The following is a 25,988-nucleotide window of genomic DNA, read 5'->3' on the forward strand; positions in this document are numbered from 1 at the left end:
AAATGAAAAAATCACTTTTAGCAGCCGCTTTAATCGCTCCATTTTTAACAGGCTGTGTTATTGCCGTGTCAGATGGCGAAGCTGAGACTCATTGGGCAGGGAAAAACTCATCAAGCTGGCAAGCACAGCATAAAAATAATCGTGAAGTGATATCAGAGCTAAAAATGGATAGCAGCTACCAGTCTGTTTTAACGCAATTAAAAACGCCTAATTTCACTGAGCTATTAAAAAAAGATGACGATGTATACCAAGTACTTTTTTATGTAACGCATAGCAAGCATTCAGATTCAAAAACAACAAAAGATGAATGTACGCCACTAGTATTTAAAAATGATAAGTTAGTGGGCATTGGTGACACCGCTTTAGGTATGATCACGCAGTAACCAATAAAAAATGTTTGATACAAAAACGCCAATATATGAATATTGGCGTTTTTTGTATATTAAGTTTTTAGCGTGCGACTATTCTATCTCTCCCTGCGTCTTTAGCGGCATATAAGCCTAAATCGGCCTCTTCTAATAATGCTTGCTCAGCATACACTTTACCACTTTGTGTAGTGGCAATACCTATACTTATAGTGATGTGGTCTGCATTTAATGAAGCTTTATGTTCTATATTCAAAGCATTTACAGCATTGCGTAATTTATTAGCAAACTCCATAGCTTCATGCTTATCAATTCCTGGTAGCACAGCAGCAAATTCTTCTCCGCCATAACGAGCAATAAAGTCACTGCCACGTTCACATTGAGCCGCAAGTGCTTGCGCAACATTCTTTAAACACTCATCGCCAGCACGGTGTCCGTAGCAATCGTTGTAACGTTTAAAGTGGTCTATATCCATAAGTAACACCGATAGCGGTGTTCCACTTCGCTTGCTGCGGCGCCATTCTCGAGATAAGTTTTCATCAAGGTAGCGTCTATTTGGTATTTCAGTTAAGCCATCTATCGAAGCTAGCATTTCTAGCAAATCATTTTTTTGCTTTATGAGGAGTTGGTTGCGCACTCTAACGCGAACAATAGAAGGACTAAATGGCTTGGTTATGTAGTCCATTGCACCGAGCTCTAAGCCCTTTGCTTCATCATCATGGCTACGATTGGCTGATATAAATATAATAGGAATAGACTGAGTTATTGGGTTTTCTTTAAGCTCCACAAGTACTTGATAGCCGTCAATTCCAGGCATAATTACATCAAGGATTATTAAATCAACTTGCGCTGTTTTTACAAAGGTCAGTGCTTTTTCGCCACTTTCAACTAAGAACACGTCATGTTCTGCTTTGAGTGTTTTTTCAAGTACTAATCTATTGATTGGATCATCATCCACAATAAGTACTTTAGCTCTTTTCGACATCCCTAACCCCTAGCCCTTTTATAAAAACAATTACCTGTTCTAGCTGTATGATAAGCTCTTGTAGTGTAATCTCAATAGGCTTATTAGTTGTTTTAAGCGTTCTTTCACACAATAAAGCACAATGTGATAATCGTCTAAAACCTAAATTACCTGCTACACCCTTGATACTATGCACTAAACGTACCAAATCATCCTTATTGGTTGTTTCTTCTAGTTGCGATAACTGGGTTTCGCACAAGCTAGCAAACTTATCAATCATCGTATTAAGCAGTTTTTCATCCATACTAAACTGCGTTAAAGCAAATGATTTTTCAAAAAAGCTTGGTTTAACTAAGTTTAAATCAGCAATTGCATCAATAAGTACTTTAGCAACAACCGGTTTAGTTAAATGTTTATTCATGCCGCACTTTAAAGAACGTTCAACATCAGCAGGTTCACAATGAGCCGTTAAAGCAAAAATAGGCAATTGCTTTGCGTCAAACTGTTGACGAATCAAAGCGGTTGCTTGACAGCCATCTATTTTCGGCATTTGCACATCCATTAATATTAAGTCAGGCTTTAAAACTTGCAATAATTCCATACCAATTGATGCGCTCAAAGCCGTGACAACATTTACGTTTGCTTGGCGCAGAACACTGCTAATTATTTCTAAATTAAGCTGATTATCATCAATTGCTAATACAAGTAGACCCGATATATCAGCTTTACTTTCAGTTGCACTGTGTTCTACGGCATTTTTATTAGCTATGGGCTTTTGCTGAGAGTTCAAGCTAAATAGCCTTTGCCCTAATGCCGATGCTTTAACGTGATGCGCAGCTAAGTGCTCGCTTGTCGGTAAATTAAGTGTGTGCTGATGATTAATAATAATTACCGATGTTTCTTTAGCTGATAACGAATCATTAATCGCTTCAACATTTAAAAGTGCAGGTAAGTCAGCTGCATCAATTATTATTTTTTGAGTATTAGAGAGCTTAATTGGGTATTTTAGTACCTCATCTAAATTAATATTAGCAAGTTCGTTATATGCATTTGTCACCTGCTTAAGCTCTTTACTTTGATCAGATAAAATAGCCAATGTATTAGTCGGTAACACTGTGTTTTTAGTGGTATCAACTAAAAAGCTAATACTGAAATAAAATTCGCTGCCGTGGCCTTTTTTACTCTTTAAAGCAATCTCCCCACCCATTAACGATACTGCATGTTTAACAATAGCTAAACCTAGCCCAACCCCTTGGTGTATACGGGTTGAAGATTCATCACCTTGAGTAAAAGCGTCGAATAAGCGACTTTGATCAGCTTCATCTATACCCATGCCAGTATCAATTACTTTAAAGCAAATATGCTGTTGCTCTAGGCTATCGCTTTCAATAAGTTCCATTTTTAAAGTAATGGAACCTGTTTTTGTAAACTTAACGGCATTAGTTAATAAGTTACCTAATATTTGCTGCAAACGTATACTGTCGCATATCAAATCAGGTGCTATTAGCGGGTCAATATCAATAAAAAATTCAATACCTTTTCCTTCGCACAATGGAGCCGTTAAGCTTTCACAAATATCCACCAGCTCAACCATACTAAAAGACGCTTGTTTTAAATCGGTTTGCGAACCTTCAATACGTGCAAAATCAAGCATTCTATTAAGCATTAATAACAAGCTTTGTGCTGCATGCTTAGCTTGATCTGTTTGTTGTAATTGCTTTTGCGTTAAGCCTTGCTCAATTAACATATCAAGCAACCCTAAAACAGCGTTCAAAGGGGTACGTATTTCATGACTTAAATTGGCTATAAAGCGGCTTTTAGCTAGGGTTGCTCGTTCGGCATCTAGTTTTGATTTAGTTAAGGCACTTACATCCTGAATGTGTATAACATAATAAGCTGGATCGCGGTTTTCATCCCAGACAAGCGATACACTTAGTTGCAACCAGCTTGTTAAGCCCCCTTGAGAAAGCGTTAAATGGTAAACGCGTTTTTTGTCATCTAGCAATTGCGCTAAAGTGCTTTTTATTTGCTGCCATTGGGAGTCATCAAATAATGCTTTTAACTGCTCCCCAACTAGTACTGGCTGATCAGAAAACTGCTTTCTTGCTGCTTTATTTACTTGCAATATGGTGTGCTCAAGCGAGAGTAAAACCACGCAGTTAGCCGCAAATTCAATGGCACTTCTAAATTTAGATTCAGATGACTTTAAGGCCAATAATGTTTGTTGCTGCTCGGTAATATCGCGGCCAATACCCATGGTTCCTAACAGGTGTTGGTGCTCGTTATAAAAAGGTGCAATAGTAAGTTGATACGATTTTGTATCGGTTTCTATTCGCTGTTCAACACTATTTCTGTTTTGTAATACTTGTTTTTCAAGCGCATTTATTTGCTGATCATTGTCACCTAAATCATCTACATATTTACCAACTAATGCAGTTTGATCTTTACCAATATACGCCTCAAATGCTTTATTGCATCCTAAGAATGAACCATCAATATTTTTAAAGTAAATAAGGTCTGGCACACTGTTTAGCATAGTGTTGAGCAAAGCTAAGTGGCGCTCTTTCGCTTCGTAACTGCGGCTTAGTTTTTCTGATTGCAGCTGAACTTGGTCGTCCAGAGCTTTATTTGCACTTTGTAATGAATCAACTAACTGTTTGTTTTTAGTAAATACACGCTTCACTTTAGAAAACCAAGGTTGCCAGCTCAGTGGTACTTTGTAATTTAGCTGCTCTTCTTGCTGTGTACCGTTACTCTCAAGGTATGACATTAAGTGAGTCATCGGCTTTATAAAAATGCGCTGACTTAACCAAAAAAACACGCCAAACATAATACTTAAAAATAGCGTTAAAAAAGTAAACTCTAGTAATATCTCATACTTAATTGAGCTTATTAATTGGGGTTTGTGCTCGTAAAATGCGGCGTGAATAGGTAACTCATCCATAGGCTGCATAAAGTAATTACTATCACTAGTTAATACTGTTTTTTGACTCTGATAATTGGCCAAGTCTGGCCAATAATTTTTTAACGCAGTCGCTTGCTCTATTATCTGTTTAGAGCTGGCGATAATTTGATGCGATTGGTTCATAAAAACGTATTCACCACTGTTCGGTGACACCTTTTTTAACCATCCAGAAATTGCTTGAACATCATAAATTAAAATAATGTAATCGGCTGAGCCAGTGCTTCGTTGTCGACCAATAGCAAAATACGAATTGTCATTCACTTTAACAATAGGACTTGAAGTAAGTTTGTTCTGCGCAAATTTTGGCTTAAATTTTCCATTTAAAATTTCAGTAAGCATTAAACTTTGGCTTTTGTTGTGCCTGCTTACATAAGCAAAACCATTATCATCAACATAGGCTACAGCAGATAACGACTGCATTAACGCAAGCGTTGTATTAAACGAAGGCCCTAATGTAATAGCCTGCTGCCACTGCATTAATGCCTTAGCAGATAACGCAAACTCACCTTTACCCACTATTTCAGTACTTTGATCAATAAAATGACGATAATAGTAACCGTCATATTGATTTATGCCTTCGAGCAAATCTTGGTTTATTTTGGGATAAGTCGCTTGCTCGTATAAGTTAAACATAGTGGTAAGTAGATTACTCACCGAGTCCATGCCGTGGGTAACTTGCGCTGAAACATTTGTAAAATCAGCTTGGCGTTTTTCAACCGTCCGCTCAAGCTTTATATTATATAAGTGCAAGCACAGTAAAAAAGCGACAATCAATGGCACTAACAACGCAATAAATAATGAACGATAATAATGCTTCAGAGGTAAAAAATTCAATGTACTGCCTGCCATTTGGCTCGAAAATCAATCGATAGACTATCGAGCCAATTTGTTAAGCGCAAGTTATAAATTTTCTTCTGCAAATGACGCTAAGCGACTACGCACAACACCGTTGAGGTTTATTGTTGCGCTGCCTTCAAAGTTTTTAAAGCGCTCTACTATGTACGTCAAGCCCGATGTTACTGGCGTTAAATAGTTACTATCTATTTGCGCCAAGTTACCTGTACAAATTAATTTAGTACCTTCGCCGCAGCGAGTAATAATCGTTTTAAGCTGAGATGCCGTTAAATTTTGGCTCTCATCTAAAATTACCACTGCATTTTGAATGCTACGCCCGCGCATAAAGTTAACCGATTTAAACTGTACATTAGCCTTCTCCATTATGTAATTTCGACTCGATATTGGATTTTCGTCGCCTTTGTGCAATACCTCCAGCGTATCAGTGATAGCTGCAAGCCATGGCGCCATTTTTTCCTCCTCCGTGCCTGGTAAAAACCCAATAGACTCTGCTATTTCTGGCGTATTGCGGGTAACTATTACTTTATCGTAAATACCTTTTTCGATGACCATTTCAAGGGCGCTGGCAAGTGCTAACAAGGTTTTACCACACCCTGCTGGTCCTGTTAAAATAACAAGCTCAATACTTGTATCCAGTAGTGCATCTAATGCCATCCCTTGATAAATATTTTTGGGCTTAACGCCCCATGCTTGTTGATGCATTAAACGCTCAACACCAATATCTTTTAGCGTTATGTGCTCGTCATCGTACGATTTAACACGCGCCGCAAACTGCTCCCCTCCATCAAGTAAATATTCATTACAAAATACATCAGGTATTAAGTTTTTAGGCACATGATGAAACGTATCGCGTCCGTGCTGCTGCGTATTACACTCCCCTACATGATCCCAAAAATCCCCTTCAATTTTTTTATAACCACTAGTGAGCAAGCTTATATCGTCAATAAGTTGATCGGTGCGGTAATCCTCAACATATTTAAGCCCGGCGCCTTTGGCTTTTAAACGCATGTTTATGTCTTTTGTAACAAGTATTACTTTTGAATCACTGTGCTGCTTTTGTAAGTACACGGCGCAATTGATAATACGGTGGTCGTTTTCGTTACCAGGCAAACCAGAAATGGAGTCGGCAAATAAATGATCATTTACTATAATGAGGGTACCTGCAGAGCTCACTTTTGCCTTTTTGTTACTCGGCAGCGCCACGCCTTGTAGCATTTGTTCGGGCGTTGCATTTTTAAGAACTTCATCTAATCCACGAATAGCGACGCGCGCATCACGGCTTACGTCGTGTTTCCTATCTTTTATATGGTCAAGTTCTTCAAGCACCGTCATCGGAATTACAACGTCATGCTCTTGAAAAGACAAATAAGCGAGTGGTTCGTGAAGTAGTACGTTGGTATCTAGCACATACATTTTACTTTCAAGGTTCGAAGCTTTTTCCATAGCACTTTCCTTACGTTTTATGATTTCTATGCTATACCAAAATAACTAAGTAAAACGGGCAAAACTTAAACCTGCAATACTTAATTGCTAAGGCATAATGTAAGTTTAGTCTATTTGTCATAAAAGTCCGTTTTATTACAAACTGTAATTAGTTTTGATTTACCTAAAAAAGAGTCATAAACAAGCTGTTTTAATAGTAATAATTAACACTTACAAAATTAATTAAAAGTGAGCCAAATAGCGCCTTGCAGTGGTGTTAGCTTACAGGTAACATAGCCGCCTTTTTCATCATAGACGAGACATACATGAATTTTTCCTTAGGTCAGCGTTGGATCAGTGATACAGAGTCAGATTTAGGATTAGGCACCGTTGTTGCCATTGAAGGCCGTCAGGTCAGCATATTATTTCCTGCCAGTGGTGAAAACCGTGTTTATTCTAGTGCAGAGGCACCTGTTACCCGTGTGGCATTTAATCCTGGCGATGTGATCAAAAGCGTTGAAGAATGGGAATTAGAAGTAGAGTCTATTGAAGTACAAGGCGAGTTACTTTGTTATCACGGCACCCGTGTTGATAATGGCGAAACAGCCAAGTTAAAAGAGACCTTTTTAGATCATTTTATTAAGTTTAATAAACCACAAGATCGTTTATTTGCAGGCCAAGTCGATCGTTTTGATCGCTACACACTTCGCTACCAAACGTGGTTACATAAATTTGAACGTGAGCAATCGCCTATTAAAGGCTTAATTGGTCAGCGTGCTAATCTTATTCCGCACCAACTTTATATTGCCCAAGAAGTGGGTAAACGTTTTGCCCCACGCGTACTTTTATCAGATGAAGTAGGCCTTGGTAAAACAATTGAAGCGGGCATGATACTCCATCAACAAATTATTAGTGGCCGTGCAAGCCGCGTACTGATTGTGGTGCCTGAAAACTTACAGCACCAATGGTTAGTAGAAATGCTACGCCGCTTTAACTTACGTTTTTCTATTTTTGATGAAGAGCGCTGCGACGAAGCGTTTGCAGATTCTCCAAACGTATTTGATACAGAGCAACTAGTACTTACCAGCCTTGAGTTTTTAACCAAGAAAAAACGTTGGTTTGAACAAGCAACGCTTGCTGATTGGGACCTTTTAGTAATAGATGAAGCCCATCACCTAAGTATCAATAACGGCAAGCCAAGCTCAGAGTATCAACGTATGGCAGAGCTTAGCCAAGATATTCCGGGCCTTATTTTGCTTACAGCAACGCCTGATCAACTTGGTCACAGCAGTCACTTTGCGCGTTTACAATTACTCGATCCAGATCGTTTTTACGACTACGACGTGTTTAAAGAAGAAGAAGCAAATTATAAAGACGTAGCGCAAGCGGCAAATCAATTACTGCAAGAGCAAGCTCTGGACGACGCAGCCAAAGCCACGCTAATTGAGCTATTAAAAGAAACCGATATTACTGATATTCTTGAAAAAGCACAGCAAGGTGATTTACCAGCGCGTAAAGAAATACTTAACATGCTACTCGATCGCCACGGCACAGGTCGTATATTATTCAGAAATAGCCGCAGCGGCATTGACGGCTACCCAAGCCGTCAATTACACGCCTACCCAATGGCATTACCAAAGCAGTATAAAACGGCTATGTCGGTTCTTGGTAACATGGGCGGCATTCAAAACCCTGAACTAAGTGCACACCGTGCTCTGTTTCCTGAAAAAATATTTCAAGAATTTGAAGGCGAAAGCGCAAGCTGGGGTTTATTCGATCCACGTGTAGATTGGTTAATCGACACCCTTAAAACTCTTAAGCGCGAAAAAGTACTGCTTATATGTGCTAAAGCTGAAACAGCTATCAGCCTTGAGCAAATACTGCGTGAACGCGAAGCTATTAAAGCGTCGGTATTTCACGAAGGCATGTCGATTATTGAGCGTGACCGCGCTGCTGCATTTTTTGCAGACGAGTACGATAATGCACAAATATTACTGTGTTCAGAAATTGGCTCAGAAGGTCGTAACTTCCAGTTCTCGCATCACTTAGTGTTGTTTGATTTACCACTAAACCCAGATTTGCTCGAGCAACGTATTGGTCGATTAGACCGTATAGGCCAAACACAAGATGTGAACATTCATGTGCCATATTTTGAAAACACCGCTCAAGAAGTACTGCTACGTTGGTATAACGAAGGTCTAGATGCATTCGAATCTACATCAACAACTGGGCAAATGCTTTATAAAGAGTTCCGTGATGACCTACTTGAATATATTTCTGCGCATAACTGCGATGAAGACGAACTCGATCCATTACTTGAGCAAGTAGCACAACAAAATGCGGTACTGCGTAAAAAAATGGAAAGCGGACGAGATCGTTTACTAGAGCTACATTCATCGGGTCAAGGTGCTGCTGACTCGCTTGTGACTGATATCGAAAAACTCGATAACCAGTTTGAATTGCCAAGCTACATGATCAATGTGTTTGACACATTTGGCGTAAGCCAAGAAGATAAAGGCGAAAACACCATTATCTTAAAGCCAACGGAACATATGTTAAATGCATCGTTCCCATCGCTTAAAGAAGACGGTATGACCGTTACCTTTGATCGCGATACGGCACTTTCGCAAGAAGATGTACACTTTATCAGCTGGGATCACCCTATGGTGCAAGGCACCATGGATATGATTTGTGACGACGACTTTGGTAGCGCATCGGTGGCTTTACTTAAAAACAAAAAGTTACCGCCTGGTACCTTTTTTGTTGAGCTTATTTTTGTTGCAGAAGCAATGGCACCAAAAGTATTACAAGTTGGTCGCTTTTTACCGCCTACACCAATTCGTATATTGCTCGATAAAGCAGGTAATAACCTAGGTGAAAACGTGGCATTTGAAGGCTTTAATCAGCAGTTATCAGCCGTAGGCCGCCAAACAGCAAGTAAACTTGCCGGTGCACTACAAAGCGCTGTTCACCCGATGATCACTACCGCTAAAGATATGGCACAAGAAAAACTTGAAGTTATTCGCGCAGCGTCACTTGCTAAAATGCAAACGTCACTCAGTGAAGAGCAAGAACGACTTGTTGCCCTTAAGCAAATTAATCCGAATATTCGCCAAGAAGAAATTACCTTCTACGATAAGCAACGTAACGACCTAACTACGTATATTGAAAAAACGCAGTTACAACTTGATGCAATTCGCTTAATAGTGGTTTCACACTAAATATTTAGTTTTTTGAGCCGACTCCAGAGTGAATTTAGAGTCGGCTATTAAGCTTAATTGATATAAATAACTGTACCTTTTTAAACTTCATTTAAAAACGACGTGTTCTTATTTTACTATGAGCCAATTCTACCCTCTCCAGCTATATATTAAGCCCTTTGTTGGACTGTTGATTTTGCCCAACATAACCGTATCTAAAAACTCAAGCTGCACTCTATACAACTATTCTGTGAGATAGTTGATAGGTTTATTTTCCCTTGCATAAAGTTGTTTTTTTGTTAACCTACTCGACTTCCATTTTAGTCTTTTTGAGGTGTTTATGGCGTTTCTATCTCGTTCGATATTGGCGTTGTCCATGGCGCTCTCAAGCACTAGTGTCTTTGCTCAAGCCCAATGCGATGTTGAATTACGTCATGGTTTAATTATTACTGACGATGCAATTCGCATATTAGATAAAGGCCAAACTCGTGTCCAAATTAATAACAATAACCAACTGTTTATTCGCGGTTATTGGGTTGATTTAAGCGATGACGAAAGCAAAGTACTCGAACAGTTTAGTAATGGTATTCGCCACACAGTCCCCGAATTAGTAAACCTTGCTACCGATGGTGTTAACTTAGGTTTAAGCGCTATTGAACACGTAGTTGAAGGTATGTCAGACAAAGAACCTGAAGTACTTAAAACACAATTGCAGTATGTAGAGCGCGCGCTAATGGATAAGTTTAAGCGCGGAGATGACTTCTTTTTTATAGCCCCTCAATCACTTTCGCAAATAGATGACTTTTTTACTAAAGAGATCAGCCAGCAAATTCACTCTGCTGTGCATGGATCGTTAGGTGCTATTTTGGTATCACTTGGAGATGCGTTTAAATCGCGTGAAGGTAATATAGAAGATCGCATTAACGACATGGGGCAACGCATGGATATTATCTCAAGAGAAATTGATAAATCGCTACAAAAAAAGGCACATCAATTAGAGCTTAAGGCTTCTGAGTATTGCGAATGTTTAAATGCACTCGATGTAACCGAATCTCGCTTACAGGCAATAGTACCTGGTATGGCCGATTACGATTTAGTGCAAATAAAGTCTTAGAGTACGTATTCGGTTTTAGAATAAAATAACACCGAGTATAAATATACTCGGTGTTTTGCTTTGTAATTGATTAAAACTAAGCGCTTCTACTTTTTATTCTAAATTGGTGAGCCCGGTGGGATTGGCAGCACTTTAAAGTTGTTTGGCCATTGTCCTTTAATTAAAAACTGATTTACTTGCTCAGCTAAATATTGCTTAAACGCACTCTCGCCAGTACTTGTATGGCTCAGCATTGAGTTTTGGTTAAAGTCTTCACTCAACTTAACTAAGTAGTAACGTAACTGCGCTTGCACTTCAGGGCTTGCACTATCGCTTGCTACTAAATCAGCCATAGCTTTTGCTGTTAAAAATTGCACGCGCTGAGTGATTTTACCTGTCATTGTATTAGGTGATGACACGTTAAACACTTGGCTATATAGCTCCTCAAGTAACTCATCTAAACTATAAAAGTCATTACTACGCGCTTGTTGCTGCGCTAAGCGATTTAAACGCTGTGCATTTAATAAAAGCGACAAGCTGTGCTGCACTGCAACCTCGGGTAATGCCATTGCATCGAGCGTTAACCCTGTGCGCCCAACTATGCTCTCGCGCGATTTAGACTCGCCATATGCTTTTGGCGGAATTAGCGATAACACAGATTCAGGAAGTAATAAGTTACTGGGCTTAAGCGTTGCAAAAATAGCGTTTACCGCTTCTTGCTGTGTTTTTTTATTAACGACTTGTGCACCTTTTATGGGTGAATCACCACGTGTTTCGTATTCGTAATCAACACCGGCTATAAGCTTAACCGCAGCCTCAACCTGAAAACGGTGAAACAGATAAAGCGGAACTAGTTTTTCCTCTAATTGCGATAATGAATCGCCCGTTTTAATATTATTAATACCAAACTGCGAAAGCGCTTTTTTACGTACGTCGAGTACTCTTAAAAGTTCCTGCGAAGGATTAGTGCCGTTATCCCATAAATGAGCTGTTGGATGCGCGCCACCTTTAGCACGAGCGTCGCTATCTGATATAAACTCAAGGCCTTTGGCTTTATTTTCTTTTAAAATAGCAGCGAGTTCTGCGCTTTCATCTTGGTTAGTAAAATCGCTATAGCCATATTTAATTACCTGGGTATCCCACACGCCCATGCCTGTTGCATAGCCGCGCGTTACATCAAGCTTACCTTGTTCATTAAAACTAAGTAGCGGATGTGGGTAGTCCATTACAGAAGCTCTATCACCTACCGATGCAGCAAAGTTATGAGAAATACCTAACGTGTGACCAATTTCATGCGCGCTTAATTGGCGAATGCGATCAAGCGCCATTGCTTGTAAGTTTTTAGCAACTTCATTACCTTTTAAATAAGGAGCAGCGAGTGCTTCAGCTATTAAAATATCTTGGCGAACACGCAATGAGCCGAGTGTTACATGCCCTTTAAGTATTTCACCTGTACGTGGGTCGATTACAGAACTTCCGTATGACCAACCACGCGTTGCACGGTGTACCCATTGAATGACGTTGTAACGAATATCCATAGGGTCGGCACTACTTGGCAGCACTTTTACTGTAAATGCATTTTTATATCCTGCAGCCGTAAATGCGTCGTTCCACCACTTTCCACCTTCAAGCAAAGCGCTTTTAACGGGCTCTGGAACGCCAGGATCTAGGTAATAAACAATTGGTTTAACAGGCTCACTAATAGGTAAGCTTGAATCCTTTTTAGTTAAACGATGGCGCGGTATATAACGCACATACATAGACTCACCAAGTGGCGCTGCGTAATCTTTATGTTCTATACTCCAAAAACCTGATTGCGGATTAAACTTACGAGGTGTGTAGTTATCATCTGGTAATTGAATAAGTGAATGATGCATATGAACAGTAAGCGCATAAGGGTCAGCACTTACTTGGCGAACAAATTCACCTGGTTTTGTGCCTTTAAATGTAAGTACAGCTTCAAGCTCGGTGTTTTTTACAAATGCTTTTGAGCGATTCATATAAACGGCGCTACGTGATTCATCAAGGCTAAAGCTCCCTTGCTTACGTGCAGCAAGCTTGCGACTTACGCCATGTACATCACTTAATAAATAAGGCGTGTAATCAATAAGTGCTGTAGCTTTATCTTCTGCAACCACTTTAAAACCAGCAAGTATACTTGATGCAAACGCTTCTTTAATACTTTGCTGTTCAGCCTTGTTACTTGTATTAGCACGATAGTAAGTATTTACAGCCCGCAGCATTACTTTGTCGCCAAAACGCTCAAACTGCACAAGGTGAGTATTACCAAGCTGACCTCTATCAAGGCCTATATCGTTAGAGCCAATACCGTAAGGCAAGCTTTGTTGCAGTAAAAATTGCTGTTCAAACTTATCAACCTTTAAATATACTTTTCCGTTTTGGGTATCGTAAAAAAACGAATAGTAGCCCGGAAAATGATTCATTTGCGTAGTAAATTCATCAATTGACTTAATTGCTGCGTGCGCTTGAGTTATGATAGAGCACAGCACAGTAAAGAATATGTAACTTAGTAGTGGTATTTTTTTCATAATCTTATCTTTGTTATTTGTGTTTTAAGTACGATTAGGTGGTCCCATTATAGGGTGCTATTTAAACAATACAGTTATTTAAGACGAATTTCAGCGCTATAAGCTAATCTCTCTCACATTATGATTGGTTTTAACACGTTATCAGGAAAATAGAATGCGTAGACTCCCTCCAGTATTACTAGAAGACGGTTGTTCAAGAGAACTTTTATCATTAATTCGAACAGTTCTAGCGGCATGTAAAGAAATTTCGTTTCGCGTTGGTCAAGGTGCACTTTCTGGCGTATTAGGCTCAACCCTTGATGAAAACATTCAAGGCGAAACTCAAAAAAAGCTCGATGTATTATCTAATCAGCTGTTAAAAGATATTTTACTGGAATCAGGTACGGTTAAAGCAATCGCGTCTGAAGAAGAAGACTACACAGTAGCAGGTAACCCAGACGCTAAATTTATAGTGGCATTTGACCCACTCGATGGCTCGTCAAATACCGATATTAACTCACTTGTGGGTACTATATTTTCTATAATGGAAGCACCAGAAGGCTCTGACGCTGCTGATCAAAGTATATTTATGCAGCCCGGCCATAAGCAAGTTGCAGCAGGTTACGTACTTTACGGGCCATCAACAATGCTTGCACTGACTACAGGTAAAGGCACGCGCATGTTTACCCTTGATAAAACACAAGGCAGCTTTTTACTTACACAAGATTTTGCCGAAATTCCTGCTGATACAAACGAATTTGCCATTAATACGTCTAACCAACGCCATTGGCAGCCAGCTATGCAAAACTACATCGATGATTTGCTAGCAGGCGATACAGGCCCGCGCGCTAAAAACTTTAATATGCGCTGGATTGCAGCAATGGTGGGCGATGTGCATCGCGTACTTAGCCGTGGTGGTTTGTTTACTTACCCTACAGACACTAAAGATCCTAAAAAGCCAAATAAATTACGCCTACTTTACGAAGCAAATCCAATGGCTATGTTAGTAGAGCAAGCTGGCGGTATCGCATCAACCGGTACTGAGCGTATTATGGATATTCAGCCTGATGCAATCCACCAGCGAGTAGCCGTTATTTTAGGTTCTAAAAACGAAGTCGAAACGTGCTTGGGATATCATAAATAATCGCTTAAAACGATTGTCTTCAACTTAAAAAACCGCATTCAATTGAAGTGCGGTTTTTTGTAGGTGAGGTTTTACACCTCGCTTTTTAAACAAATCAAATTTTTACTAACGCAACTATTTGAGCAAGCTTTTGATGATTAAGCTCTCCCATTTGCTCGCTATTACTGAGCGCATAAATAAAACCTTCATGCTCAGCACAATCAATGTCATCTCGCGATTCAATTACGTTTGCCCAAAGCTCTAAATCATCTAAGTCTATTTCGTTACTTAAACAGCGTTTAAGCACATCAATTAAAACCTCGGTTGAGAGAGTATAATGAGTTTTATTGCTATCAGCAGGGCTTGAAACGATAACCGATATAGCTTCGTCCCTTTGCTCACCAAATGTAATAAATTCAGCTAATGCTTTTTGTGTATTCATAATATTTGTTATTCTTGGCTCACTGTTACTAAAAAGAATTATAATGACTGAACTTAACTGCACTCAATGCCACAGTACTTTAACGTGTAATGTAGACGATATATCAGCATGTTGGTGCAATGAGCTGCCGGCTATTTTACCGCTTGATATCACAGCAACAAGTTGTTTATGCCGCAAGTGCACGCTTAATAAAATAAATACTTTTTTAGAGGGTGTTTATACACAACCTATTAAAACCCAAATAGACTTTGCAAAACAATTTAGAGGTAACGACAATTTAATTGAAGGGCTCGACTACACCATGCAAAGTGGTTACATGATATTTAGTAAGTGGTTTTTTTTAAAGCGTGGTTCGTGCTGCAAAAATGGTTGTAAAAATTGCCCTTATGGTTTTAGAAAATAAAAACCATTTAATACAAATACGAGCAAACATTGGTTTTTACCCTCTCATTTCCTTCACTTTCACTTCTCCTTGTGAGTAATATTTTTAAGTACCGTTATTCAGAAAGAGGTTCAGAGGCGCTGCGCTTTTAGAGTAAGTGATTGTATAAAAATAGTATTCAAATACGAGTAAGCACTGGTTTTTACCTTCTCATTTTCTTCTCTTTCACTTCTCCTTGTGAGTAATATTTTTAAGTACTGTTATTCACAAAGAGGTTTAGAGGCGCTGCGCTTTTAGAGTAAGTGATTGTATAAAAATAGTATTCAAATACGAGTAGGCACTGGTTTTTACTTTCTCATTTTCTTCTCTTTCACTTCTCCTTGTAAATAATATTTTTAAGTACTGTTATTCACAAAGAGGTTTAGAGGCGCTGCGTTTTAACGTGAGCAAGCTTTACATATCCAACACGTCTACTTTTCTCCCGTGGCGATGGGCAATGAATCACTTGCGCCCCACTCACTCCACGAGCCATCAAAAACACTTAAATTACTGTAACCACATTCAGTAGCAAATAACGCTAAAACACAGGCTGTAATACCTGAGCCACAGCTAAATTGTAGCTGCTGTGCATCCCCGACCACGTCATTAAATATCGCTTTAATTTCAGTAAGTGGTTTTGCTTCACCTTTATTAAGTAAATCCATAAAAGGTAACGAGCGACTATTTGGGATATGCCCGCTACGCATGCCTTTTCGGGGTTCACTTTCTTCGCCTGTAAAACGCTTATAAGCACGTGCATCTAGCAATGCAGTGCTGGGCTCATCGATTACGTCAACCACTTGTTGGCTATTAATAAAATACGCAGAGTTATAGTTTGCCGTAAAATCACCTTTACCTGACGCTTTGCTATAACCTTGTTGTGTGGCGTAATCGCTCTCTAACCACTTTTTAAGGCCACCACTGAGTACTTTTACATTGTGGTGCCCCATAGCTTTAAACATCCACCACGCCCTTGCCGCGCTAAATAAACCGCCATCTTCGTATACAACTATAAACGAATCGTTATTTACTCCTGCATTTTGCATCATGTGGGTAAACTGCTGCTCGCTGCATACCGTACTTGGTAAGGGATTTGATCTATCGGCCAACTCGTTTTTTATGTCAAAACGTTTAGCGTTGGGCAGCATTGCTTGCGGCGAATAAGTACCCAAAACACCTGGGCGCAGCATACCCGCATCAAATATCACTAATGCAGGATTATTAAGTTGCTCGTGTAATTGCTGACAGCTAATTAGGTTTTTCACTACGATTCCTTATCACCATGATACTTAGCAAACTCGTCATTACCCGTAAAACGCGCTTCAATCGCTTTAATGTGTTTATCTTCAGTGTGTTTCCAAACGCCAGGAATACAATATACATGTTCAATAAAGCTAAAAAACTTATCCTTTAATAATGTATTTGGTTGCCAGCCCTGCATTACTTCGTTCAGATTTGCTGCAAGTTGCTCTGCAGTGCTTGCATGCTTTACCAAACCCTCAATGTTGTAACAGGCTTGTCCAAGAGTTAAAACTCGTTTATTTAGCAGTAATGCTTCTAAGCCGACCGTTGAATTAATCGTTAATACGGCTTCAGCGCACTTAATCAAATCACTTGTTTGATTTCCATTAGCAAAAATTGCAATCGGATCTTTTTCATAAAGATGAGCGTAATGTTTATGCCACGACGGATGCTCTTTAAAAACCACTTTTAAACTTGGATCGTTTAAGCTTTTGACCGCTTTAATCACCTCGTCGTAAAACATGTCCATAGAGTTTATCCACGGAGAAAAGCTAGCTAATTGAGTATCGTGAGGTACTTGAAAAGGCGCAAATATATAGCGTTCTGGCACATCGGCGCATTCAAATTCACAGCGCTTTTTATGATCAGCTCTTGGAATTAAATCCGGCGCATAAAAGTTTAGCTTATTTTGTGGGTCAAAATTTAGGTAAAAAGAAGGGTCACGGCTTAACGACGCATTATAGTTAATACCATTAGGGTCTAAACTGCTTGTACCGGGTAGTAAACCATTTTCATAATAAAACTGCTTAACACCTAATGCTTTTGCAGCCATAGCAACGGTCGTATTTGGAAGTTTATTGCCGTTCCAAATAACAATGCAGTCAGGATTAGTCTCGGTTAATAAGGCTAAATACTTAGCGTATCGTAATCGTTCAAATAAAACTAACCCAGCACTGTAAACAGCAGTAATAATAGGACTATTCCAGATAGCATTACGTGCTCTTTTGCGTTTTAGCTGAGAGTTAACTACATCAGTAAAATTAACTTGAAACGCATCTTTTAAATACTTAACAGCAGAAAGCTTAGGGGCTCCCATGATATGTAATTGGCAATCCATCGACAATTTTTTGATTATTTTTCTATAGTATTTTGCGTGTACATTTTTGCGAGAGATAAATAGGTAAGCCATACAAGCTATATTTGCCAATTATTGTTTTTATGAAATAATTCTAAGTGGACAATGACATCAAAGCAAGGTTCCCTTTACTTAATAATTACTTTAAAGCCTTTATGGCTACATTTTTATAATTTCACCACGAAGTGGTGCCATTCTAGAGAGAATATCGTTTTGCAAACTATGGCTAATGTTCTGCTCATTCATTGCATTTATAAGTAAATCAACCACATGATTAAAGTCTTTCTCTGTAATATGCATACCTGTATGGATTGCTACCATAGAGTCGCCATCGTATGTACATGGGCCTTCTACTAACATACACATATGAGTAATAAACCCTTGGCGAAAGTACGCTATATTGCTGTGTTCAAAGTAATGAATTATCTGCTCGTCATTACCTATTTGATAGATAAAGCTATCAACAATTCTGCCTATCCCCGCTTTACCATCGAGCTTTTGATAAAGCGATAATTGTGTTGAGCTAGCACAACTACAAAGCAATCCTACGCATACTATAAAAATACCAACGCTTTTCATTACCAATATCCTGTTACCGATAAATACCAACCTGTTTGATCGTCAGCTCCTGCAATGCTTCCTAAATCAAGGTAAGCCGCTGTCACACTTACGTGCTTATTAGGCATCCATGCTACAAATAAGTCTTTCCAATCTTGTTCGCCTAAGTTTAAGTTATTTGATTTTTGACGATACTCAACACCTACGGCGACTTCACGACTAAAAAATAGTGCTGTGCTGCCTTCAAATAGCACTTTACCACTACCATTTTCTCCACCGTAGCCAAGCAAACCAAGTTGATTAGCTTCGCTGTATCGTGTGGTTACGTTCCAAAACCAGTTATAACCAGCAATAGCCCCCAAATGTAACTTACTAGCAGCGAGGTAGTAGTCAGTGCCGCTGGTATCTTCTGCACCTACAAGTGTTGCAATACTGCCATCATCCAGTGATTTATGCTGAATACCTAAGCTAAGTTGTGGCCAATCACTGTAAACAATATCGCCATATAAACGTATTTTAGCACCTGTAATTGACTGCTCTATTTCAGCATCAAGTGCTGGTACATCAAAGCGCTGTTGGGCATAACTGAGCTCAACGCGATTAAATAAATTAAGTTGTGCACCACATACGTCAAGTGTGTAGTCGGTTACATCTGCGCGGCTACAAAAGCCATTTACCGAAAATTCGTCATCACTTGCGTACCCAGCAAGTTGTGCCCACGGTACAATACCACCGCCGCCACTGCCTTCAATTTGAGAAACTCCCGGCGTAGCTAGCAGTTTTCCATTGCTTGCAATGCTCGGTACACTAATTATTAAAAACAAACTTGCTAATAAGTATTTAATTTTTTTCATAGTATTCCTCCAGCCATTCTTCTAATAGTTCTGCTTTTAAAGGCCGACTTAAGTAATAGCCTTGTGCATGGTCACACTGCATACCTCTAAGTAAATTTAATGAGCCAAGTGTTTCAACCCCCTCAGCTACAACCGAGAAACCTAGCTGATGCCCCAACGTAATTGATGATTGCACTATAAATTGATCTTTTTGCGATTCATCAAGTTTTAGGATAAAGCACTTATCTAGCTTAAGCTCATCAATAGGCAGCATTTTTAATCTACCAAGTGATGTTTGCCCTACACCATAATCATCTAATGATATTTTAACGCCAATTGCCTTTAGGTTTTCGAGCGCTTTAATACCTTTTTCTTCGTTTTCGATCATATCGCGCTCAGTAAGCTCAATAGTGATCAGCTTAGAATCTACTTTGTACTTTTTAAGCGTACGAACTAATGCTGCATGAAAGCCCTGAAATGCTATGTCTTGCGCAGATACATTTATTGCAGCCTGTAAGTTTATATTTTTAGACTGCCAATCAGCTACTTGTGCTACAACCGTATTAACAACCCACCCAGTAAGTTCAACAATAAGACCCGACTGCTCAGCTAAGTCAATAAATAGTTCAGGATTGACCCAGCTACCATCTTTTCGCTGCCAGCGAATAAGCGACTCAACTTTATCTATTTTTTGCGATTTCAAATGTAATTTTGGCTGATAAGTCATAAACAATTGACCATCGTCATCACTAATAGCCTGCTTTAATTCATCAAGCATTATTAAGCGATCTAAGTGCGCTTCGTCTTCGCCATTTTGATAGTAATGTATGCTCTCTTGTGTGTTTGCAGCACTTTCAACTGCAATTAGCACACGGCGCATTAAGTCATCACTTGCAATACCTTGGGTAGGATACTGCACAATGCCTGCACTAAAGTGTAAATTAATTTTTAGTTTTTGAATGGTGTAGCACGCTTGTAATTGTGCCATTAAGCCAACAATACCGCTTTTGTGTTCACGTGCTGCCGCAGTCGGAAACACAGTTAAAAACTCATCGCCGCCAATACGGGCATGAAAGCCCCCTAACTCATCCGAAAACTCACTTATTCTGCAAGCAACGGCCTTTAGGCAGTCATCACCAATGCGCGGACCGAGCTTATCGTTTATATGGCGAAGACCTTTTATGTCTATTGCAACGAGCGTGTACTCGGCTGATGAATCTAACTCATCATCAAGCACCTCAAGCATTGCTGAGCGGTTATAAAAGCCTGTTAGGGAGTCGTGACGGGCTTGAAAGCTAATTTGTTGCTCGCGCTGATTAATATCATTACCCATGCTATCAAACGCTGCGACTAGCGTGTCTATTTCGGTACTTTGCCTTCGCCCTTTGAATTCAAATGCATAATTACCTTGTGCAAATTGCCTTGCTATTACAGCTAGTTGAGTAAGTGGCGTAGTTAAATTATTTGCAAATATGCTACTTGTAATAACACCCACTAGCATAGTTAAAATAGCTAAAATAATAAGTGTAAAAAGAAGTTTTTCGAAGTCACTATAACTTTGTGTTAAATCGGCGCTCAGTAAAATAATTATGGGATGGGTCAACAACGATGGTAAATCTATATCTCGGTTACGATACACTAAATACTCACCAAAAAACCGCGATGTGGTTACGGTACTAAAATAGCTAACAGGTTCAAATTGCTCAGGGCGGTTAGCTAATGAGCTAATAACAATATCGTCAGCGCTGCCTATAAAGCTTACATCCATGCCTGTTAAGCTTTTTAGTTCATGGGCTACATTGTCATCAATTTTAAAGCCCACCAAGCTATAGGCTACTGTACGTGGCGCTTTTACAGGTAATAAAATAATTTGATACAGTTCGTTATTAAGCACCACAAAGCTAGACTCTTCTGGCGCACTTAAAAGCTCTTCCATCAAGGGCTTTAAGTTGTGTGCAAAAACGTCTTCGTCAGTATTAGCGGAAATTAGCTTACCCGATAAATCAAGTAACAACATTAATTCGGCATCAATACGCTGACTGTGATTAAACAACACGCTGCTGATTGTACCTGCATCTCGCGTTGCTACAGCTTGCTTAAAACCAAAATCGGAGGTGAGTACTTTTGCAGCGGTTAACAGTAGGCTTTCTTTTGACTTTAAATATTGCTTATAAACATTTTGCGCTACGGTAATATCTTGATTTACTTTTTCTTCTTGAAATTTACTCGTAGACCACCAAAAACTAAACAAGCTGACCATAGTGGTTAATAACACTAAGCCAACACATAAAATGGTTATGCGATTTCGTAAACTATTAGTCATTACCAGCCTTAAACTTACTACCAAAGGTATTTCTAGGTGCTGGAGTCGATGTGTTTACTGTTATCTGTAACTGTTTTTGAGAATTAATTGTTATCATTTTTTTATTCTCCAATGGTGCTGTTTGTAATGGATGCCACACACTCACTTGTGCAGGCAGTGTATTAATAGGCAAATTTACATAGCCTTTTTTATCTGTTTTATATACGAATTCGCTGTTAGCTACATAAATATAGCCAACCATAGAGTCATGTATATTACACCCCAAAACAACAACTCCTTGTTGCTCAAACGTAATGGGCTCTTTTGGTTGGCCTGAATATAATCTTAGTTGAAAAGGCTTAGCTTGTGAAAAAGAATAAACATGATGGCGAATATTATCGCTGTTAGGAAAGTTAACTTTTTGACCCTGTTGTACAACTAATAATTCGGGTAAAAACTGCTTATGGACTTGATCCATTATAGCAATGGGCAAATTTGATGGTGTGGCTTGTTTACCAGCAATATTAAGCTCAACCACTGCACCTGATAACTTTTGGCCGTGTTGATCTTCTATTACTAATTCAATATTTGCACTTAAAGCAAACTGACTAAAAAACAAACCTATAGCTAAAAAGTAATGACTTTTAGCAAACTTTTGCAATGCCCGTTCAAACATAACAATACCTAAACATTAATGTTAGGTTAAGTTAATTAGAGACGAGCACTAATTGCAAGAATTATAGCCCAGTAACTAAAAATAAAGATTTAGTTACTGGCTTTATTAGCACTTAAGTACTGTTATTTAACAATTAATCCGTAATCATTATCTAAAATAGTAATAACTTCTTGACGAGGATCTTCAGGGATCACAATATCTCGGCCAACAATTTTACTCGCTATGCCAACATAGGTATTTGACACTTCAAGCATTACTGATTCTGGTAAAATATAATCTTTAGCTAACTGCTCACGCTCACTCATGCGATCTTTATTTAATAATACGTCGCTCTCTGGCACGTTATTAATCAGTAATTGACGAAAGCCTTCTTTAGAATTTTCAACAATTTTACCGTCTTTGTAAGCAGCTTCATCCCAAATACGTGACGAATCAGGCGTGCCTACTTCATCAATATATATAAGCTGTTGCGCGCCATTTAAATCCTCTACATAACCAAACTCAAATTTAGTATCTACAAAAATTTGGTCAAGCTTCGCTAGTTCATCACTAATTAATTTAAAACCTTCAACTAACAGTTTTTCGTATTTGGTTACGTCATCTGCCGATTTAAAGTTAAATACATCTAAGTTATTAGTAATATTAGCGCGAGTAATATTTACATCATCAACAGGCGGAATATCAGCAACGCCTTCAATAATACCTTTTGTTGACGGCGTAATTAAAACGTTATCAAGCTTTTGGTTCGCTTTTAAACCCTCTGGTAATTCAATACCACAAAAGTTACGTATGCCTTTAGCGTAATCGCGCCACATGCTACCCGTAATATATTGGCGAGCAATTGCCTCTACCTTTACTGTACTGGCTTTACGTACAATCCACACATACGGATGCGGAATATCTACAATATGATTGCCCGCAAGACCCGCTTTATCAAATAACTTAAACCAATGGGCTGCCACTGAGTTTAGCGCTATACCTTTACCTGGTACGCCATTTAAACCGTTTTCGCCCTGCCAAATGCAATCAAATGCAGAAATTCGGTCTGAAATAACCATAATAGCAAGCTCAGTACCAGTCGGTACTTGATAGCCTTTATCTTTAATTAATCGAGCGCTGTCTTCATCAGTTAACCAATAAACTGAACGAACTTTACCGCTGTGTACTTCACCTTTGGTACGAATGGGTAAATCATCGTTTACGTCTAAAACTTTATAGCTAGTCATGCTATCTCCGGGGTTAGGGATGCTCTTTGAGCAAAGTATGGTATGGGGTTATATGGGCTGTATAATAATCTAGCCAACCTCAAAGCTCAATCGGATGCTTAAAACAAATAAAGGCATATATTTATAAGCGAGTCGCAATGGGGTAAACTTAATGTGCTAACCAGCCTGAGGAGATAGCTTGAACTACTTAACTGCCACTAAAAATAAAAAATACTTAATGTATATTTCTCAGAATTATTCATACGCTATCTTGAGACCTTTGCAGGCGCAAATATTGGCACATGGTGGTGAAGTACGCTGGTTTTTAGCGGGTAGCGAAGTAAACCCCGATTTTTTAACCACAGACGAGCCACGTTTGCATACCATAAAAGATGTAAAAAGCTGGGCTCCAAACATTACATTTATACCGGGTAATATAGTACCTAGCTTTATTCCAGGTAAAAAAGTAGCTGTATTTCATGGTTTTAATTCTGAAAAGCGCAGCTCTGAAGGTAATCGTGGTCATTTTACTATTCGTGGTTGTTACGATTTATATTGTACGCAAGGCCCAAATACAACAACCCGATTTAAAGAGCTAGCTAAGCAGCATGGTTTCTTTAAAGTAACTGAAACTGGCTGGCCAACACTCGATCCACTTTTTAGTAATACTTCAAATAATCCTTATGTAAGCGACGACCCTCGCCCTACTTTACTTATATGCTCTACTTTCTCACGAAAGCTATCACTTGCTCCTAAATTATATAAGCAAATAAAACATTTTAGTGAACAAGGCAAGTGGCGTATTTTGATGCAGTTTCATCCTAAAATGCCTGCCGAATGGGTTAATAAATATAAAGCGCTGAGTAACGAAAATCTAACATTTATTGAAACCGATAACGTTTTGCCGTTACTGAAAGCTGCTGATGTTATGCTGTGCGATACATCGTCAGTTCTTTTAATGTTTTTACTACTACGTAAACCGGTAGTCACGTTTTGTAATCAAAAACCACTTCCTCATTTACTTGATATTACCGACGCAGATGAAGTAGAAGCAGCTATTGAACACGCGCTTACTAAACCTAGTGATTTAATGCAAAATATTGAAAGCTATTGCCAGGAACTTCATCCGTATACTGATGGCCAATCTAGCCAACGCGTATTAAATGCAGCTAATGAATTTTTACAAAGTAACGAAAAACTAAAACCCAAGCCATTAAATATAATAAGACAGCTAAAAATGCGTAAAGATCTAAACTACTGGGGTTGGTAATCGGATAATGATAAACCTGAAAAACGTAACTTTTAAGTGGCATAAAAGCGATAGCTCACCCACGCTCAACATAAAAGAGTTAGTTATAGAAAAAGGTGAGCATATTTTTTTACACGGTCCTAGTGGCTCAGGTAAATCGACCTTATTAGCGATTCTTGCTGGCATTAATACAGCCACTAGCGGTGAGGTATCAATTTTAAACCAAAACCTAACTAAATTAAGCAATACCACCCGTGATGTTTTTAGAGCGGATCACATTGGTTACATTTTTCAAAACTTTAACCTGCTTCCTTATTTAACTCCTATTGAAAATATAACGCTTGGGTGTGAGTTTTCAAAAAACCGAAAACAAAAAATATTAAAGCAATCATCAAATAAAAACTCTGCCTTACAAAAAGAAGCGATACGGTTATTAAATGCTTTAGGCCTTACTGCCCAGTATCACCATAAAGATGTAGCGACACTGAGTATTGGACAGCAACAGCGCGTTGCTGCCGCTCGCGCATTTATAGGCAGCCCTGAACTAATAATTGCCGATGAGCCCACATCAGCACTCGATACAAATAACCGTGAGAGCTTTATAAACCTACTGTTTGAACAAGCAAAGTTATCTAATAGTACGCTGGTATTTGTGAGCCACGATGAAACACTAAAGCCTTTATTTAACCGCTCCATTGATCTTATAAATTTGCAGGAGCAGGTATGATTCTCGCTAAACTTGCTTACAAAAGCTTATTAAATCGCCGCGCAAGTGTACTGCTTACATTATTTACTATCGCAATTAGTGTAATGCTACTTTTGAGTATTGAACGCGTACGAATTGATGCTAAAAGTAGTTTTAGTAATACTATTTCGGGCACTGATTTAATTGTTGGTGCGCGTACCGGCGATATACAGTTGCTGCTTTCGTCAGTATTTAGAATTGGCCATACTAATAACGGCGTAAGTTGGAAAAGTTATCAATACATAACAAGTCAGCGAGGCGTAAAATGGAGCATACCTATAAGCCTAGGCGACAGCCATAAAGGCCAAGCGGTACTAGGCACAACACTTGATTACTTTAGCCATTATCGCTTTGCAAAAAAACAAAACCTAACCTTTAATAAAGGCCACCCTTTTTCCGCAATTAACGAAGTGGTGCTAGGTAGCGAAGTTGCAAATAAATTAGGCTACAAACTTAACGACTCTATAGTTATATCGCACGGCATGGGGAACACCAGTTTTCATCATCATGACGATAACCCATTTAAAGTTGTCGGCATTTTAAACCCAACAGGCACGCCAGTTGATAAAACGCTGCACATTCCTTTGGCTGCAATCGATTTAATTCACGGCGGTAAAGCGAGCCATGAGCATGAGCATGAGCATGAGCATGAGCATGAGCATGAG

At 39.0% G+C, this 25,988-nt stretch carries 20 protein-coding genes; 8 read left to right on the top strand and 12 right to left on the bottom strand.

The features are described 5' to 3' along the window. The first annotated feature begins 2 nt into the window (after nt 1-2). Complete coding sequence (locus H5122_RS13345) at nt 3-383, top strand: DUF3192 domain-containing protein (RefSeq protein ID WP_024596200.1); 381 nt, start codon at nt 3-5, stop codon at nt 381-383. A gap of 67 nt (nt 384-450) precedes the next feature. On the opposite strand, the gene H5122_RS13350 is transcribed toward H5122_RS13345, so the two are convergent. From H5122_RS13350 to H5122_RS13360, 3 genes are read right to left on the bottom strand one after another with little or no spacing between them, the layout of a single operon-like run. After that, nucleotides 451-1,350: a diguanylate cyclase gene (locus H5122_RS13350; protein WP_024605076.1), complete on the bottom strand. Its 900-nt coding sequence runs from the start codon at nt 1,348-1,350 to the stop codon at nt 451-453. Then, entirely contained in the window at nt 1,334-5,143 is a 3,810-nt protein-coding gene (locus tag H5122_RS13355; protein WP_182682845.1) for a PAS domain-containing hybrid sensor histidine kinase/response regulator, read from the bottom strand. Before H5122_RS13355 ends, H5122_RS13350 begins: the two co-directional genes overlap by 17 nt. A gap of 51 nt (nt 5,144-5,194) precedes the next feature. Further along, complete coding sequence (locus H5122_RS13360; RefSeq protein WP_182682846.1) at nt 5,195-6,592, bottom strand: PhoH family protein; 1,398 nt, start codon at nt 6,590-6,592, stop codon at nt 5,195-5,197. A gap of 305 nt (nt 6,593-6,897) precedes the next feature. Here H5122_RS13360 and rapA point away from each other — a divergent pair, with 305 nt between their 5' ends. Then, nucleotides 6,898-9,792: an RNA polymerase-associated protein RapA gene (gene rapA / locus H5122_RS13365; RefSeq protein ID WP_182682847.1), complete on the top strand. Its 2,895-nt coding sequence runs from the start codon at nt 6,898-6,900 to the stop codon at nt 9,790-9,792. A 319-nt stretch (nt 9,793-10,111) separates the two neighbouring features. Continuing rightward, nucleotides 10,112-10,885, top strand: coding sequence for a YggN family protein (locus H5122_RS13370; protein WP_024595182.1), 774 nt, complete (start codon nt 10,112-10,114; stop codon nt 10,883-10,885). A gap of 98 nt (nt 10,886-10,983) precedes the next feature. Here the strand turns inward: H5122_RS13370 and H5122_RS13375 are convergent, their stop codons facing one another. Beyond that, nucleotides 10,984-13,413, bottom strand: coding sequence for a zinc-dependent metalloprotease (locus H5122_RS13375; RefSeq protein WP_182682848.1), 2,430 nt, complete (start codon nt 13,411-13,413; stop codon nt 10,984-10,986). A 154-nt stretch (nt 13,414-13,567) separates the two neighbouring features. Between H5122_RS13375 and H5122_RS13380 the strand changes: the two genes are divergently transcribed. Beyond that, nucleotides 13,568-14,536, top strand: coding sequence for a class 1 fructose-bisphosphatase (locus H5122_RS13380; RefSeq protein ID WP_182675695.1), 969 nt, complete (start codon nt 13,568-13,570; stop codon nt 14,534-14,536). Nucleotides 14,537-14,630: 94 nt separating this feature from the next. On the opposite strand, the gene H5122_RS13385 is transcribed toward H5122_RS13380, so the two are convergent. Continuing rightward, nucleotides 14,631-14,957, bottom strand: a complete 327-nt coding sequence (locus H5122_RS13385) for a hypothetical protein (protein ID WP_007581969.1) — start codon at nt 14,955-14,957, stop codon at nt 14,631-14,633. A gap of 43 nt (nt 14,958-15,000) precedes the next feature. On the opposite strand from H5122_RS13385, the gene H5122_RS13390 reads away from it, so the two are divergent. Then, nucleotides 15,001-15,360 (top strand): DUF5522 domain-containing protein, encoded by a 360-nt coding sequence (locus H5122_RS13390; RefSeq protein ID WP_182682849.1) that lies wholly within the window; start codon nt 15,001-15,003, stop codon nt 15,358-15,360. 449 nt (nt 15,361-15,809) lie between these two features. On the opposite strand, the gene H5122_RS13395 is transcribed toward H5122_RS13390, so the two are convergent. The 7 genes from H5122_RS13395 to H5122_RS13425 all read right to left on the bottom strand — a co-directional run bounded on the left by H5122_RS13395 (nt 15,810) and on the right by H5122_RS13425 (nt 23,350). Then, nucleotides 15,810-16,643 carry a sulfurtransferase gene (locus tag H5122_RS13395; protein ID WP_182682850.1) on the bottom strand — a complete coding sequence of 278 codons (834 nt, stop codon included), beginning with the start codon at nt 16,641-16,643 and terminating at the stop codon, nt 15,810-15,812. Beyond that, complete coding sequence (locus tag H5122_RS13400; protein ID WP_259395791.1) at nt 16,643-17,737, bottom strand: capsular biosynthesis protein; 1,095 nt, start codon at nt 17,735-17,737, stop codon at nt 16,643-16,645. The genes H5122_RS13395 and H5122_RS13400 overlap by 1 nt, the downstream gene beginning before the upstream one ends. A 177-nt stretch (nt 17,738-17,914) precedes the next feature. Continuing rightward, the gene (locus H5122_RS13405; protein ID WP_007581961.1) at nt 17,915-18,334 is read right to left on the bottom strand and encodes a group 1 truncated hemoglobin; all 420 of its coding nucleotides are present in this window, start codon (nt 18,332-18,334) and stop codon (nt 17,915-17,917) included. Continuing rightward, a complete protein-coding gene (locus tag H5122_RS13410) occupies nt 18,334-19,167 on the bottom strand; it encodes a DUF3034 family protein (protein ID WP_007581959.1) in 834 nt (277 codons plus the stop codon). Before H5122_RS13410 ends, H5122_RS13405 begins: the two co-directional genes overlap by 1 nt. Beyond that, the gene (locus tag H5122_RS13415; protein ID WP_182682852.1) at nt 19,154-21,469 is read right to left on the bottom strand and encodes an EAL domain-containing protein; all 2,316 of its coding nucleotides are present in this window, start codon (nt 21,467-21,469) and stop codon (nt 19,154-19,156) included. Before H5122_RS13415 ends, H5122_RS13410 begins: the two co-directional genes overlap by 14 nt. Further along, a complete protein-coding gene (locus H5122_RS13420; RefSeq protein WP_004335512.1) occupies nt 21,462-22,124 on the bottom strand; it encodes a methylamine utilization protein in 663 nt (220 codons plus the stop codon). The genes H5122_RS13415 and H5122_RS13420 overlap by 8 nt, the downstream gene beginning before the upstream one ends. 122 nt (nt 22,125-22,246) lie before the next feature. Then, a complete protein-coding gene (locus H5122_RS13425) occupies nt 22,247-23,350 on the bottom strand; it encodes a phosphoribosylaminoimidazolesuccinocarboxamide synthase (protein ID WP_004335513.1) in 1,104 nt (367 codons plus the stop codon). Nucleotides 23,351-23,528: 178 nt separating this feature from the next. On the opposite strand from H5122_RS13425, the gene H5122_RS13430 reads away from it, so the two are divergent. The 3 genes from H5122_RS13430 to H5122_RS13440 all read left to right on the top strand — a co-directional run. Continuing rightward, nucleotides 23,529-24,599: a CDP-glycerol glycerophosphotransferase family protein gene (locus H5122_RS13430; RefSeq protein WP_182682853.1), complete on the top strand. Its 1,071-nt coding sequence runs from the start codon at nt 23,529-23,531 to the stop codon at nt 24,597-24,599. Between the two features lie 7 nt (nt 24,600-24,606). After that, a complete protein-coding gene (locus H5122_RS13435) occupies nt 24,607-25,305 on the top strand; it encodes an ABC transporter ATP-binding protein (protein ID WP_182682854.1) in 699 nt (232 codons plus the stop codon). After that, a partial coding sequence (locus H5122_RS13440) for an ABC transporter permease (RefSeq protein WP_182682855.1) occupies nt 25,302-25,988 on the top strand: 687 nt, incomplete at its 3' end. The genes H5122_RS13435 and H5122_RS13440, both read left to right, overlap by 4 nt.

Origin of the sequence: Pseudoalteromonas sp. SG43-8, assembly GCF_014164245.1 — a bacterium.
GTDB lineage: Bacteria > Pseudomonadota > Gammaproteobacteria > Enterobacterales > Alteromonadaceae > Pseudoalteromonas > Pseudoalteromonas distincta.

Bases quoted from the DNA above. Each gene is read 5' to 3' on its own strand.
- H5122_RS13345 (WP_024596200.1), top strand. From the start codon at position 3: ATGAAAAAATCACTTTTAGCAGCCGCTTTAATCGCTCCATTTTTAACA.
- H5122_RS13350 (WP_024605076.1), bottom strand. From the start codon at position 1,350: ATGTCGAAAAGAGCTAAAGTACTTATTGTGGATGATGATCCAATCAAT.
- H5122_RS13355 (WP_182682845.1), bottom strand. From the start codon at position 5,143: ATGGCAGGCAGTACATTGAATTTTTTACCTCTGAAGCATTATTATCGT.
- H5122_RS13360 (WP_182682846.1), bottom strand. From the start codon at position 6,592: ATGGAAAAAGCTTCGAACCTTGAAAGTAAAATGTATGTGCTAGATACC.
- rapA (WP_182682847.1), top strand. From the start codon at position 6,898: ATGAATTTTTCCTTAGGTCAGCGTTGGATCAGTGATACAGAGTCAGAT.
- H5122_RS13370 (WP_024595182.1), top strand. From the start codon at position 10,112: ATGGCGTTTCTATCTCGTTCGATATTGGCGTTGTCCATGGCGCTCTCA.
- H5122_RS13375 (WP_182682848.1), bottom strand. From the start codon at position 13,413: ATGAAAAAAATACCACTACTAAGTTACATATTCTTTACTGTGCTGTGC.
- H5122_RS13380 (WP_182675695.1), top strand. From the start codon at position 13,568: ATGCGTAGACTCCCTCCAGTATTACTAGAAGACGGTTGTTCAAGAGAA.
- H5122_RS13385 (WP_007581969.1), bottom strand. From the start codon at position 14,957: ATGAATACACAAAAAGCATTAGCTGAATTTATTACATTTGGTGAGCAA.
- H5122_RS13390 (WP_182682849.1), top strand. From the start codon at position 15,001: ATGACTGAACTTAACTGCACTCAATGCCACAGTACTTTAACGTGTAAT.
- H5122_RS13400 (WP_259395791.1), bottom strand. From the start codon at position 17,737: ATGGATTGCCAATTACATATCATGGGAGCCCCTAAGCTTTCTGCTGTT.
- H5122_RS13405 (WP_007581961.1), bottom strand. From the start codon at position 18,334: ATGAAAAGCGTTGGTATTTTTATAGTATGCGTAGGATTGCTTTGTAGT.
- H5122_RS13410 (WP_007581959.1), bottom strand. From the start codon at position 19,167: ATGAAAAAAATTAAATACTTATTAGCAAGTTTGTTTTTAATAATTAGT.
- H5122_RS13415 (WP_182682852.1), bottom strand. From the start codon at position 21,469: ATGACTAATAGTTTACGAAATCGCATAACCATTTTATGTGTTGGCTTA.
- H5122_RS13420 (WP_004335512.1), bottom strand. From the start codon at position 22,124: ATGTTTGAACGGGCATTGCAAAAGTTTGCTAAAAGTCATTACTTTTTA.
- H5122_RS13425 (WP_004335513.1), bottom strand. From the start codon at position 23,350: ATGACTAGCTATAAAGTTTTAGACGTAAACGATGATTTACCCATTCGT.
- H5122_RS13435 (WP_182682854.1), top strand. From the start codon at position 24,607: ATGATAAACCTGAAAAACGTAACTTTTAAGTGGCATAAAAGCGATAGC.